The organism is Streptomyces diastatochromogenes (assembly GCF_002242805.1).
In the GTDB taxonomy this organism is placed as follows: Bacteria; Actinomycetota; Actinomycetes; order Streptomycetales; family Streptomycetaceae; genus Streptomyces; species Streptomyces diastatochromogenes.
Genome location: NZ_MCGQ01000033.1, coordinates 15,657 through 27,842 on the forward strand (window position 1 = coordinate 15,657; position 12,186 = coordinate 27,842).

At 71.9% G+C, this 12,186-nt stretch carries 10 protein-coding genes and 1 pseudogene; 4 read left to right on the plus strand and 7 right to left on the minus strand.

Annotated features, from left to right (window positions below):
- Positions 1-5 precede the first annotated feature (5 nt).
- The 3 genes and pseudogenes from BEK98_RS32605 to BEK98_RS49165 all read right to left on the minus strand — a co-directional run bounded on the left by BEK98_RS32605 (position 6) and on the right by BEK98_RS49165 (position 2,824).
- Positions 6-1,391, minus strand: a complete 1,386-nt coding sequence (locus BEK98_RS32605; RefSeq protein WP_094220338.1) for a S1 family peptidase — start codon at positions 1,389-1,391, stop codon at positions 6-8.
- A gap of 158 nt (positions 1,392-1,549) precedes the next feature.
- Positions 1,550-2,380, minus strand: a complete 831-nt coding sequence (locus tag BEK98_RS32610) for an SAM-dependent methyltransferase (RefSeq protein WP_094220339.1) — start codon at positions 2,378-2,380, stop codon at positions 1,550-1,552.
- A 349-nt stretch (positions 2,381-2,729) separates the two neighbouring features.
- Positions 2,730-2,824: pseudogene (locus tag BEK98_RS49165) on the minus strand.
- A gap of 153 nt (positions 2,825-2,977) precedes the next feature.
- On the opposite strand from BEK98_RS49165, the gene BEK98_RS32620 reads away from it, so the two are divergent.
- Both BEK98_RS32620 and BEK98_RS32625 read left to right on the plus strand, forming a co-directional pair.
- Positions 2,978-4,156, plus strand: coding sequence for a MalY/PatB family protein (locus BEK98_RS32620; RefSeq protein WP_094220341.1), 1,179 nt, complete (start codon positions 2,978-2,980; stop codon positions 4,154-4,156).
- A 32-nt stretch (positions 4,157-4,188) separates the two neighbouring features.
- Positions 4,189-4,575 carry a PPOX class F420-dependent oxidoreductase gene (locus BEK98_RS32625; RefSeq protein WP_094220342.1) on the plus strand — a complete coding sequence of 129 codons (387 nt, stop codon included), beginning with the start codon at positions 4,189-4,191 and terminating at the stop codon, positions 4,573-4,575.
- A gap of 54 nt (positions 4,576-4,629) precedes the next feature.
- Here the strand turns inward: BEK98_RS32625 and BEK98_RS32630 are convergent, their stop codons facing one another.
- From BEK98_RS32630 to BEK98_RS32645, 4 genes are all read right to left on the minus strand, one after another.
- Positions 4,630-7,395, minus strand: coding sequence for an alpha/beta hydrolase (locus BEK98_RS32630; RefSeq protein ID WP_094220343.1), 2,766 nt, complete (start codon positions 7,393-7,395; stop codon positions 4,630-4,632).
- 212 nt (positions 7,396-7,607) lie between these two features.
- A complete protein-coding gene (locus tag BEK98_RS32635) occupies positions 7,608-8,024 on the minus strand; it encodes a nuclear transport factor 2 family protein (RefSeq protein WP_094220419.1) in 417 nt (138 codons plus the stop codon).
- A 50-nt stretch (positions 8,025-8,074) separates the two neighbouring features.
- Positions 8,075-8,464, minus strand: coding sequence for a Zn-ribbon domain-containing OB-fold protein (locus tag BEK98_RS32640; protein WP_167444308.1), 390 nt, complete (start codon positions 8,462-8,464; stop codon positions 8,075-8,077).
- Positions 8,465-8,658: 194 nt separating this feature from the next.
- Positions 8,659-9,435 (minus strand): TetR family transcriptional regulator, encoded by a 777-nt coding sequence (locus tag BEK98_RS32645; RefSeq protein WP_094220345.1) that lies wholly within the window; start codon positions 9,433-9,435, stop codon positions 8,659-8,661.
- 186 nt (positions 9,436-9,621) lie between these two features.
- Between BEK98_RS32645 and BEK98_RS32650 the strand changes: the two genes are divergently transcribed.
- Together BEK98_RS32650 and BEK98_RS32655 are read left to right on the plus strand one after the other, a co-directional pair.
- On the plus strand, positions 9,622-10,722 hold the full coding sequence (locus BEK98_RS32650) for a substrate-binding domain-containing protein (RefSeq protein WP_094220346.1): 1,101 nt from the start codon (positions 9,622-9,624) through the stop codon (positions 10,720-10,722).
- A 146-nt stretch (positions 10,723-10,868) separates the two neighbouring features.
- Positions 10,869-12,176 carry an ABC transporter substrate-binding protein gene (locus BEK98_RS32655; protein ID WP_094220347.1) on the plus strand — a complete coding sequence of 436 codons (1,308 nt, stop codon included), beginning with the start codon at positions 10,869-10,871 and terminating at the stop codon, positions 12,174-12,176.
- The last annotated feature ends 10 nt before the right edge of the window (positions 12,177-12,186 follow it).

The following is a 12,186-nucleotide window of genomic DNA, read 5'->3' on the forward strand; positions in this document are numbered from 1 at the left end:
TCTCGTCAGCCCCACGTCGCCGAGTAGTACCGCTGGTACGCCTTGCGGTCCTGCTCGGCCCGGATGTAGCGGGTCGCGACCAGCGCGATCAGACTCCCCGCGATGACCAGCAGCCCCGGCCCGACGTTGCGGGTGTCCGTGAGCTGCGCCAGCAGCGTCTCGCCCTGTGCGGCGCCCGTGACCGGCGCCGTGGAACCGGGCGAGGCCGCGCTCGGCGCGACGGCGCCCTGCGTGGCCGCGCCGGACGGCGCGGGGGAGGGGGACGTGCCTTGTGCGGCGCCCGCGTTCTGCGCCGACACGATGAGCCGGACGTTCAGCGCCGCCATCGCCTTGGTGATCGGCTGGAAGAACGTCGTCCCGCCCGTGGTGCAGTCCCCGTTGCCGCCCGAGGTGACGCCCAGCGCGACGCCCTCGGAGAACAGCGGGCCTCCGCTGTCGCCCGGTTCGGCGCACACGTTGGTCTCGATGAGTCCGGTGACCGTGCCCTCGGGATAGTTCACGGTCGCGTTCAGCCCGGTCACCTGGCCGTCGTGCAGCCCGCTGGTGCTGCCGCTGCGGAACACCCGCTGCCCGACCGCCGGATCGGCCGCACCGGTGATCCGCACGCCCTTGCCGCCACCGACCGCGACCACGTCGGCACCGTCACCGGCCTTGCCGGAGTTGTACTGGACGAGCGAGAAGTCGTTGCCGGGGAAATTGCTGCTGACCGTCTTGCCCAGCTGCTGGTTGCCCTGGTTGTCGGCGAACCAGATCGATCCGGCGGGCCCGCAGTGGCCGGCGGTGAGGATGAAGTCGCTCCCCCCGTTGGTGACGTTGAAGCCCGCCGAGCAGCGGCCGCCCGTCGACAGGATCGGCTGTGCCCCGTTCAACCGCGTGGTGAACGTGCCCTTCGTCCGCTCCATCTGCACGAAACCGCCGATTCGCGCGGCGACTTGGGTCATCCGGGACCAGTCGGCAGCTGACACTGTACGGTCGGCCTGCACCACGACCCGGTTGGTCCGGTAGTCCAGCGACCAGGCGGTGCCCGCCACCCGGGGCGCCGAACGCAGGGTGGTGGTGGCCGACTTCAGCTCGTTCATGCTGTGCGACACGACCTTCGCCTCGGCCCCGGCCTGCCGCACCGTCTGCGCCGCCCGCGCGTCGGTCACCGCCACGACCGGACGCCCGTCACCGCCGATCCAGCTGCCCGCCGTCCGTGCCGTGCCGAGCTTCGCCACCAGCGCGGCGCCCGTGTCACCGGCCGTCCCGGCCGAACTGAACGGCCTGGCGGACGCCGGGGGAGTCTCGCTCGCCATGGCCGCCTGCGCGACCATCGCACCTCCCAGGAGCAGTCCGCCGACCGCCGCCAGCCGTGTCACTCGCCGGACGACCCGTCGTCGTGCGTGCCTCATGCATGGCTCCCGAACCCCGAACGCGCGATGCCCGTGCCGGCACCGCGGGGCCCTCCGGTCGTCGAGCGCCCGACCCTGAGTACGTGGCCCGGCCCGGTGGCGTTCACCGGCGGCGGTGATCTTCTCGACTCGTCTCCGCCGCCGGCTCCCGCGCCCCGTCAGGCCTTGCGCGCCACCCCGCCGAACATGGCGACCTCCTCCGGCTCGGCGCCGTCGGTGCCCTCGGGACGCCAGCGCGAGCAGGACACCACGCCCGGCTCCAGCAGCTCGAGACCGTCGAAGAGCCGGGTGACGTCCTCGGGCGTGCGCTGGGTCAGCTTCGGAGTGCCGTGCTCGTTCCAGAACTTGACCGCGTCGTCCACGTCCGGCATCGACGGGCTGGTGATGGTGTGCGACAGCACCAGATGGCTGCCCGACGGCAGCCGGTCCGTCAACTGCCGTACCAGGCCGTACGGGTCCTCGTCCTCGCCGATGAAGATGACCACGCCGAGCAGCATCAGCGCCACCGGCTTGCTGAAGTCCAGCGTCTTCGCCGCGTGTTCGAGGATCGCGTCGACGTTGCGCAGGTCCTCGTCCAGGTAGTCGGTACGGCCCTCGGGCGTGCTGGTGAGCAGGGCGCGGGCGTGCGCGAGGACGAGCGGGTCGTTGTCGACGTACACGATCCGCGCGTCCGGCGCGATGCGCTGGGCGACCTCGTGCGTGTTGTCGGCCGTGGGCAGCCCGGTGCCGATGTCCAGGAACTGCCGGATGCCCACCTCGTCGACCAGGTGACGTACCGCCCGGCCCAGGAACAGCCGGTCGGCGCGCGCGTACTCCCCGATACCCGGGTGCAGTTGGCGGATCTGGTCGCCGGCCGCCCGGTCGACCTCGTAGTTGTCCTTGCCGCCGAGCCAGTAGTTCCATATCCGGGCCGTGTGCGGCTGGCTGGTGTTGATACGGGCGCGCAGCGACACGGCCACGTCGTTGGTGGCTGCCGGGTTGTCGGTCACGTGGGTTCAGCTCCTGGATGCCTGATGAGAGGTGCGCCGTTCAAGACGCAATCTAGACGCCCGAGTTGATCTGTGCCGCACGTCCGGGGCTTTCCGTCGAGTACTGGTGAAGCATGCTCTGGCCCTGGGTTTCGACGAGAGGTGCGTCTTGTGTGAACTTTCGGAATCCGACGCTGTAGTACAGGCCGCGTGCTCCGGGCGCCGCGTGGGCGATGTGCACCAGGGCGTCGTCGCCGTCCCGCTCGGCGACCACGATGGGGAGGCGTCCGCCGACGTCGTTGATGCTCGGCGTGTGCGCCCCGCTGCAGGGGCAGGCTCGTAGGCACGGTCGGCTGGACGGGCCATTCGGCGGAGAGGGCAGGATTCGAACCTGCGTGGACCCCGAAGGGTCCGACCTCGAGGCGTGCTCGCCGGTCCCCGATCAACCACTCCGGGCACCTCTCCTCGTTCCCGGCCCCGGGGCGGTGCCCCGTTGCCTTCACGTGGAAAAGACTGGCAGGAAGCACTGACTCGGCGCTGACGGGTCTTCGATGCGCCGCCCCACCCGCCCGGCTCGCCCCGTTTCCGGTCACGCCACGGCCACCTATCTTGAGCCCCATGACCAGCATCCCGCACGACACACCCGGCGAACCCGACCCGCTGCGCGTCCTCGGCCTGGAGCGGCTGCGATGTCGTACGAGCATGAAGTGGCGCACCTACCCCGAGGACGTGCTGCCGCTGTGGGTCGCCGAGATGGACGTACCCCTCGCCGAGCCGGTCGTCCGCGCCGTCACCGACGCGCTCGCCCTCGGGGACACCGGCTACCCCGCGGGCACCGCCTACGCCGAGGCCCTGGCCGCCTTCGCCGCCAAGCGCTGGGACTGGCACGGGATCGCCGTTGAGCGCACGGCGATCGTTCCGGACGTGATGCTCGGTGTGGTCGAAATGCTCAAACTGGTCACCGGGCCTGGGGATCCGGTGATCGTGAACGCGCCGGTGTATCCGCCGTTCTACCAGTTCGTGACCCACATGGACCGCCGCGTGGTCGAGGCCCGGCTCGGCGCCGACCTGCGCATCGACCTCGATCTGCTGGCGGAGACGTTCCGGGAGGCGACCGCGGGCGGCGGCCGGGCCGCCTTCCTGCTGTGCAGCCCGCACAACCCCACCGGCACCGTGCACACCGCCGCCGAACTGGCCGCCGTGGCCGACCTCGCCGAGCGGTACGGCGTCCGGGTCGTCGCCGACGAGATCCACGCCCCGCTCGTCGCCCCCGGCGTCACCTTCGGGCCGTACCTGAGCGTGCCCGGTGCCGAGCGCGGCCTGTCGCTGATGTCGGCGTCCAAGGGCTGGAACCTCGCCGGGCTCAAGGCCGCGCTCGCCCTCGCCGGACCCGGGGCCGCCGCCGACCTCGCCCGGCTGCCCGAGGAGGTGAGCCACGGACCCAGCCACCTCGGCGTCATCGCCCACACGGCCGCCCTGAACGACGGCACCGGCTGGCTGGACGCCCTGCTGACCGGCCTCGACGCCAACCGGCGCCTGCTCACCGGCCTGCTCGCCGAGCACCTGCCCGAGGTCCGCCCCTGCCCCGCCGAGGCCACCTACCTGGCCTGGCTCGACTGCCGTGCCCTCGGCCTCGGCGACGACCCCGCCGAGGTGTTCCTCGACCGCGGCCGGGTCGCCCTCAGCTCCGGCGTGCTCTTCGGCACCGGCGGCGCCGGGCACGTGCGCCTGAACCTGGCGACCTCACCGGAGATCCTCACGGAGGGGGTACGGCGGATGGCGGCGGCCCTGGGCTGAACCAGGGGCGCGTGGCCTCCTAGACTGCCGGAATGGACGACACACAGCTGGACCGGCTCGGCTCCGGCAAGTACCTGCTGGTCACCAGCTACCGCAAGGACGGCACCCCCGTCGCGACCCCGGTGTGGGTGGTCCGGGACGGGGACGCCCTGGGAGCGTGGACGGCCGCCGACAGTTGGAAGGTCAAGCGGATCCGCCGGCGCGCTGACGTCCTCGTCGGCCCCTGCGACCTGCGCGGCAACCCCACCGGCGACCAGCTCCCGGCCACCGCCGAGATCGCCGACGCGGCCACCACCGCCCGCTACCGCACCCTCGTCGCCCGCAAGTACGGCATCGTCGGCCGTCTCACCCTGCTGGGCAGCCGGCTGCGGCGCGGTCTGGAGGGCACGGTCGGGATCCGGGTGACGCTGAAGCCCTGAGGAGGCTGCCGCTTCCTCAGGGCTTCAGGCGGCTACGACAAGGGCCTCGGGCGGCTACGACGCGTCGAGCACCGTGCCGTTCAACTCCAGCCCGCCGGGCAGCGGTTTGCCGGTCTGCTCGTCGATCTGCTGGAACAGCACCGACTCAGCGGACTCGCGCACCCGGTCCTTGACCGTGGGAATGGTGACGTCCGTACTGGTCTTGCCCGCCGGAACGTCCACCCACAGGTAGAGACCGCCGGCCAGCTTGGACAGGGGCCGCTCCGGGTCCGGCGAGGCACCGGTCGTGTCCCGCAGCCAGCGCGCGGACACGTCCTTGGTGGACAGCTCGGTCCCGGTGGGCGGCACGGCGAGGAAGAACGCGCTCATGTCCAGGTCGACGGCCTCGGACAGCGACACCCGCCACTTCAGGGCCTGCCCCTCGGTCACCTTGTCGGCGACGGGGGTGACGGTCATCTTGGGCGCGGGGTCGTCGTCGTGCACGGTGATCCCGCCCCGGTACGAGCCGACGACCGCGCCGTGGACCGCCTTGACGAGGATGTCGTACGACACGTCCTGGCCGTAGCGCGTGTTGCCCTTCACCTCGACCGGCACGTCGATGTCGTGACCGCCGGGGTGCACGGTGACCAGCCGGTTCGTGACCTTGCCGGTGGCCGGGTCGAAGACGTACACCCGGACCTGTCCGCTGCCCTGCCCCGACACCTCGACCGGAACCCGGTAGGTGCGGGTGCCGGAGTCGCCCTCGTCCACGGTCGTACGGCCGACGTCCACGCGCGGCAGTTCGGCCGCCTTCACCGCCGGCAGACCGGCCCGCCAGCCCCACGCGTCCATCAGCCAGGCCCGGCCGGAGCCCGAACGCGGGGTCAGCTCAAGGGACTTGATCCGGTGCAGGTCGAGCCCGGCGCGGGTGGCCGCGGTGAGCGGCACCCGGATCTCACGCGCCCAGTAGGAGGCGGTGGCCGCGCTGCCGGGCAGCCCGTCGACCTTCACCTTGCCGAGAACCGCCTTGCGGCCGGAGGCGTCGGTGACGGACACGTCCAGGCGGGTGCCACGGGAGTTCGGCGGCACGAACAGCCGCAGCGCCAGCGCCTTGTCACCGGCCAGCGAGACCGGGTCCTTCACCCGCACCCGTGCCGGGGTGCCGGCGTGGGTCCAGTGCAGCGCGATCGCGTGCCGGCCGGCCTCGCGGTCGGTCTCCCACTGGGCGAAGTGCGGCGAGATCCCCTTGGCGCCCTGGCCCAGGCAGGCCTTGGCCGGGGCGGGGTCCACCGCCGCGCACAGCTTGGCGCCGGTCACGGACACCCCGCCGTCCGGCAGGAACCCGGCGTTGCGGCGCCCGCCCACCGCATGGCTGAGCACGCGCGCCGGGTCCGCCGACGGCGCCCGCTTGCCGGAGCCGTCCAGCAGCGGCCGTACCTTGTCGTCACCGGCGAGGAACAGCCGCGCGGCGGCCGCGATGTAGGTCGAGCCCGCCCGGTGCTGCTGGGTGGCGGTCAGCCGGGTGGCGGCACGCTTGGCGCACACCGGGTCGGGGTGCTGCGGATCGTCCGAGAAGTCGTCCTGGGCGGGCGCGGTGGCCTGCCCCGGAGTCCACTCGGAGTTGAAGAAGTTGTGGTTGGCGCCGATGACGTACACCGCGCTGTGCAGTGCGGCACCGCGGCTCACCGCGCGCGTGCCGTCGACGTACATCTCGCCCTGGAGGTCGGAGACGTCACCGTCGCAGCCCGGCAGGATCGACACCGACGGCACGTCGGGCACCGGGTTCTGGCCGAAGACGGTGGGGCCGATGAGGACCAGACCGCGGATGGTCCAGCGCACCGCTCCGTGGTAGCCGTCCTGGGCGGCCGGCGGCGGGTACAGGCTGTCCAGCGCGGCCCGGTCGACACCCTCGCCGCCGCGCGAGTGCCCGACCAGCAGGACGCGCGACAGGTCGGCGCGGGGCGCGTCCCGTACGACCGCCGGGGCGGTCTCGGGGTGCGCGGTCCAGTCGGCCCACTGGGCCAGGTGCAGCCGCACCAGGGAGGAACGCGCCTGCGCGCCGCCGTCCTCGGCGTTCCAGTCCTGGCCGTTGATGCCGTTCGCGGAGATCGACACGGTGTCATAGCCCTGGGAGGCCAGCAGCTTCTGGTCGCGCAGGTAACCGCGGTGGCTCGGCACCGCCTTCGTCCCGGCCGCGCAGGGCCAGTCGCCGGTGATGTCGTGTCCCTTGTAGCACGTGAAGTGGCGGCCGTGCAGGAACAGCGCGAGCGGGCGCGGGCCATGGGCACCGGTCGGGGCGACGACCACCGCGCGCATCTCCACCGGCGCCGAGAAGCCCGGCAGGCGGACCGACTTGAGCTTGTACTCACCGGTCTTGGTGCCGTACGGACCGGGCTTGCCCGGGTCCACCGAGTTGGCCGGCAGCGGCGCCGGCGGCTGGACCGCCGACCCGGACGGGAGGGCGCCCTTGGTGTCCAAGCGCTTTCCGCCGGACCAGACTTGCAGCCCGCGCAGGTCGCCGGCGTGCTGTCCGCCGAGCGGCAGCCGGAAGGTGCGACCGTCCCTGGCCGGCTGCGGTATCCCCAACAGCCGCTCGCCCGAACGGAATTCGACGCGCGCGTCGCCCATGGGCACCGGCCGGTCCGACCGCCACACCAGCTGCTGCTGCGCCGACCCTCCGCCGGTGATGCCCCACCCCGGCGGCAGCGTCCCCTCGGCCGCAGCCGTCAACGCCCCTGACTGTGATGGTGGTTGACCCTGTGCGACTGCCGCCCCTGGGGACGCGCCCGCCACCGCGAGCAACGCGGTGGCGGTGACCCATATGCGCCGGGCACGGACCACAGTTCCTCCTCTGACCCCGTCCTCGGGCGTCCCGGAGATTCCGGGCGCCCCTCGTCCCGGGAGGACGGGAAGGAGACACTGTGGGTTGCCTGTGAAGGGCGGGTGTTGGATCACATTTCGCGGTCGGCGGTCCGGCGCGCGGCAACTGTGGGGTCAGCGGTCGGAGCTTACGGCAACTTCCGCCCAGTGCCGCTGACTTGGGGGTTGGGTGGCTACTCGGCCACGGGCGGCACCGGGGTGGCCTGGTGGTAGTACATCCGCCAGCCCGACTGCGCGTCCCGTCGGCGCCACAGCGAACTGCGGCGCGCGTGGCGCCCGTCGAGCACCGTCTCGTACGTCAGATGCACCAGACCCGGAGCCAGGAGGACCCCTGTCATCTCCACGGGCTCGTAATGGGGGCCTTCGTCCGCGCTGCCCGCCATGTCCGGCAGCGCGGCCAGGATGTCCCGCAGGGTCCACCGCCTGCCCGAGGCGCCGACCTCGACGTACTCCGGGTCGAGCCACTGCCGGGCGAGGTCCCGCGAGGAGCGCACCCGGGGGTCCATGAGCGCCAGCTCACCCGCGATCGCCGCGCTCACCTGCTCCGATTCCGATGCGGATTCCGAAGCGGATTCAGATGTCGATGCCATGGTCATGGAGGCATCTTCGCGCAGTCCGCGGGACCGCGGCCGAGGTGCCCTCAGGTCCAGGCCCGGTACGGCTCGTCGATCAGCTGGAAGACCGGCTCACCCCGGACCGGGTCCTTGGCCGTGGACAGCCGGACCCGGTCCCCACTGTGGATGCCGACGGGCGGCCCCATGACCCGGCCCCGTACGACGAACCCCTCGGCCATCTCGATCAGCGACACGTTGCGTGCCGCGGGTGTGTTGCGGTGCACCACGGTGGAATGGCGCACCGTCCCGGCGCCCTCGCTGCGCTCCGTGCGCAGCTCGCTGCCCTGGCACACCGGACACAGCAGCCGGTGGTACATCGCGGTGCCGCACCAGGTGCAGCGCTGGAAGAGGATGGCGTCCTTGGAGTCCGCGGCGGCGGGGTCGAGGACACCCGCCGCCGCGGAGCCTGCCGCCATGTGCGAGGCGCTCGCTGAGTGGTACACGCTGGTCAACTCCCTGCCCTCGGCCGGAATCCGCGCTCGGAGTGAACCGCGCGCATGTGTGCCCGGCTGCCGTGCCACCGTGCACGCCCACAGAGTATGGCACTCAGTGTCACACGTAAAGGCACTCCGTACCCCGAATCTGCGGAGGCTTTGTGTGCGTGGGTGGGTCAGGCGCGGCCGAGGGCCGACTCGAACTCCTGCACCACTCGCCACAGCGGTGCGTCCCGGCGGGTGACGAGCACGACCACGTCGTCGGGATGGTCGACGTCGAAGTGCATGACTTCGGGGTGCGGGGCCTCGGGGTGTGCGACGGCGGCGGGCTCGTCGGCCGGGGCGGGGTGCGGATGCGGCCGGCGGTCGAACGCCGCCTGGACGTACCCCAGGGCATGGTCCACCGCCGTGCCCGCGTCGCCCTTGCCGTCCGAACGGAGCCAGGAGCGCAGGGCGTTGTTGTGCGCGGCGACGACCGCGGCCGCGATCACGTCGGCGTGCAGCGTCCCGTCGGGCCGCCCGGCGAACCGCTCGCGCAGGTACTCGGCGAGCGCACGCTCGTAGCGCCACACCACGGACAGCTCGTAGGCCCGCAGCCCCGGCACCTTCTTGGTGAGCCGGTAGCGCTGTACGGAGAAGGACGGGTTCTCCGCGTACATCCGCAGCACCAGCCGGGCCGCGTCGCACACCCGCCGGACCGGCTCGTCCTTCTCGTCGCTCGCGGCCAGGAACGCGGTCATGTCGGCCAGGCAGCGCTCGTGGTCCGGGAAGACCACGTCCTCCTTCGAGGGGAAGTAGCGGAAGAACGAGCGGCGGCCGACCCCGGCCAGCGCCACGATGTCGTCCACGGTGGTCTGCTCGTACCCGCGTTCCAGGAAGAGCTGGAAGGCCGCCGCGACCAGGGCGTCCCGCATCGGCGGCTTCGCGGCCGGCGCCGCGCTGCTGGAGCTCATGAACGGGAACGTAGCACCCGGCGCGGATTCGTGACACTCAGTGCAGCAGGAGGGGCGTCAAGGGGGAACTGAGTGCTCTGGGGTTCGCTCCCCGAACACCGGAGCGATCGATTTGATTGGAAACGATCGATACGATTGTGGGCGTAGAGTTAAGCAATTCGGGATCACTGTTCCAGGGGGACCCCCATGCGACTGCACGTCGACCAGCGCCACGAGCGGGTGCTCGAACTCGTCCGGGAGCGGGGCAGCCTCCGCGTCGCCGAACTGGCGGCCGAACTCGGCGTCTCCGCGGTCACCTTGCGGCGTGACGTGGAGACCCTGGCGGCCCAGGGCCGGGTGCATCGACTGCACGGGGCGGTGGTCTGGCCGGGCGACACCGCGGCCACCCCCGAGCGGCGGCAGGAGTCCGCCGAGGGCGCCGTGATCGGAATGATCGTGCCGACCACGAACTACATCTTCGCCGACATCGTGCGCGGCGCCCGTGAGGCCGTCGGCGCCCAGGGCGGACGGCTGGTCCTCGGGGTCTCCGGCTATGTCGACACCGAGGACTCCGTACAGGCGGAACACCTGGTCGCGGGCGGTGCGCAGGGGCTGCTGGTGGCGCCCAGCTGGTTCGGCGGCGTCCCCGAGGACGGGCAGGAGAAGTGGCTCGTGGAGTGCGAGGTGCCCACCGTCCTGGTGGAGCGCTCCGCCCTGCCCGGCAACCCCGCGGCCGACCTCGACCGGGTCCGCACCGACCGCGCCCACGGCGCCGCCCTCGCCGTCGGTCACCTCGCGGCCCTCGGCCATCGCCGGATCACGGCCGTCCTCCAGGAGGGGCCGCACGCCGTCCAGATCAGCGCCGGCTTCCAGGCGGCCGTACGCTCGCGCGGCATCGACGTCGACGAAGGCGCCCCCAGCGTGCGGGAACACGGCGACTACGACGCCTCCGTCGACTACCTCGTCGAGGCTGTCGTCGTACGCGGCGTCACCGGGGCCCTGGTGCACAGCGACGAGGACGCCATCGTGCTCGTGCCCCGGCTCCAGTCGCGCGGTGTGCGGGTGCCCGACGACCTCGCGCTCATCGCCTACGACGACGAGGTCGCCGGCCTCGCCGACGTGCCCCTGACCGCCGTCGCCCCGCCCAAGCACGCGGTGGGCGAACTCGCCGCCAAGCTGCTGCTGCGCCGGCTCTCCGAGCGGGCCGCGGGAGAGCGGCCCAGCCCTCGGCAACACCTCGACCTGCTCCCGGAGTTGCGGATCCGCTCCTCGTGCGGGGGCGGGGCGTCCGCCGGCAGCGCCTCCTGACGCCACCGAGAGGTGCGCGCGAGCGAAATGATCGAACGGCGATCGTTTTGATTATCTTGCACGAACGCTCTTGACGTTGATCGGCTGTGCACAAAAGATGTCCTGCGACCGCCTCTTCCCGTACGAGGTCTCGTAGGAGCCGTGCCATGACGCGTACGTCACGATCGTTCCGCTTCGCCGCAACCGCCGCCGTCGCCGCCCTGGGCCTGCTCGTCACCGCCTGCGGCGGCAGCGGCGGTTCGACCGGCGCCGCGTCCGACGGCAAGCCGGTGACCATCGAGTACTGGACCTGGACGCTCGGCGCCAAGTCGACCGTCGACGCGTTCAACAGGACGCACAAGGACATCAAGGTCAAGTTCACCGAGATCCCCAGCGGCACCGAGGGCTACAGCAAGCTCTCCAACGCCGTGCAGGCGGGCAACGCACCCGACGTCGCCACGATCGAGTACCAGATGGTCCCCGAGTTCGCCAGCCAGGGCAATCTGATCGATCTGACCAAGTACGCCGGTGAAACGGTCAAGACGAAGTTCCCGAAGCCCGTGCAGTCCCTGGTCACCTTCGGCGGCCGCACCTGGACCGTCCCCTACGACGTGGCACCACAGCTCCTCTACTACCGCACCGACCTGTTCAAGAAGTACGGCATCGCCGTCCCCAAGACCTGGGACGAGTTCAGGACGGCCGCCGAGAAGGTCAGGAAGCAGGACAAGAACGTCCGCCTGGCCTCCTTCCCGAAGAACGACCCCGCCCTGCTGGCCGCGCTCGCCTGGCAGGCCGGCGGCAAGTGGTTCGGCACCCAGGGCGACGCCTGGAAGACGGGCGTGAACGACACCGCCACCAAGAAGGTCGCCGCCTACTGGGACGGCCTGGTCAAGGACGGCCTCGTGCAGACCTTCACCGGCTACAGCCCCGAGGAGACCAAGGCCCGCGCCCAGGGCAGCACCCTCGCCTTCCTCGGCGCCTCCTGGTCGGCCGGCGGGATGAAGACCGCCCTGCCCGACCTCAAGGGCAAGTGGGCCGCCGCCCCCATGCCCAACTGGGGCACCCCGGCCGTCGGCAACTACGGCGGCACCTCGTACGGCGTCCTCAAGGGCAGCGAGCACGCCCAGGCCGCCGCCGAGTTCATCACCTGGCTCACCACCGACAAGGCCGGTGTCGAGGCCCGGCTCGCCGACCTCGCCTCGCCCAGCAGCGCGCTGCCCGCCAACGCGGACATGCGCAAGGTCGCCGCGGCCAGGTTCGACACCTCCTACTTCAACGGCCAGGACCTCTACGCCCTCGCCTCCCAGCAGGCCGACACCATCGTCCCCGGCTGGACCTGGGGCCCCGACCAGATGGACGTCTACACCGCCATCCAGGACACCACCGCCAAGTCCGGCTTCACCGCGGGCGTCGAGGCGGGCGAGCACAAGGCCGAGTCCGGCATCGAGTCCCGCGGCCTCAAGCTCGCCGAGTAGCCCCTCGAGG

Excerpts from the sequence above, each read along its gene's own strand:
- BEK98_RS32605 (WP_094220338.1), bottom strand. The coding sequence starts at position 1,391 with ATGAGGCACGCACGACGACGGGTCGTCCGGCGAGTGACACGGCTGGCG.
- BEK98_RS32635 (WP_094220419.1), bottom strand. The coding sequence starts at position 8,024 with ATGGCATCGACATCTGAATCCGCTTCGGAATCCGCATCGGAATCGGAG.
- BEK98_RS32655 (WP_094220347.1), top strand. The coding sequence starts at position 10,869 with ATGACGCGTACGTCACGATCGTTCCGCTTCGCCGCAACCGCCGCCGTC.
- BEK98_RS32640 (WP_167444308.1), bottom strand. The coding sequence starts at position 8,464 with ATGGCGGCAGGCTCCGCGGCGGCGGGTGTCCTCGACCCCGCCGCCGCG.
- BEK98_RS32645 (WP_094220345.1), bottom strand. The coding sequence starts at position 9,435 with ATGAGCTCCAGCAGCGCGGCGCCGGCCGCGAAGCCGCCGATGCGGGAC.
- BEK98_RS32650 (WP_094220346.1), top strand. The coding sequence starts at position 9,622 with ATGCGACTGCACGTCGACCAGCGCCACGAGCGGGTGCTCGAACTCGTC.
- BEK98_RS32625 (WP_094220342.1), top strand. The coding sequence starts at position 4,189 with ATGGACGACACACAGCTGGACCGGCTCGGCTCCGGCAAGTACCTGCTG.
- BEK98_RS32620 (WP_094220341.1), top strand. The coding sequence starts at position 2,978 with ATGACCAGCATCCCGCACGACACACCCGGCGAACCCGACCCGCTGCGC.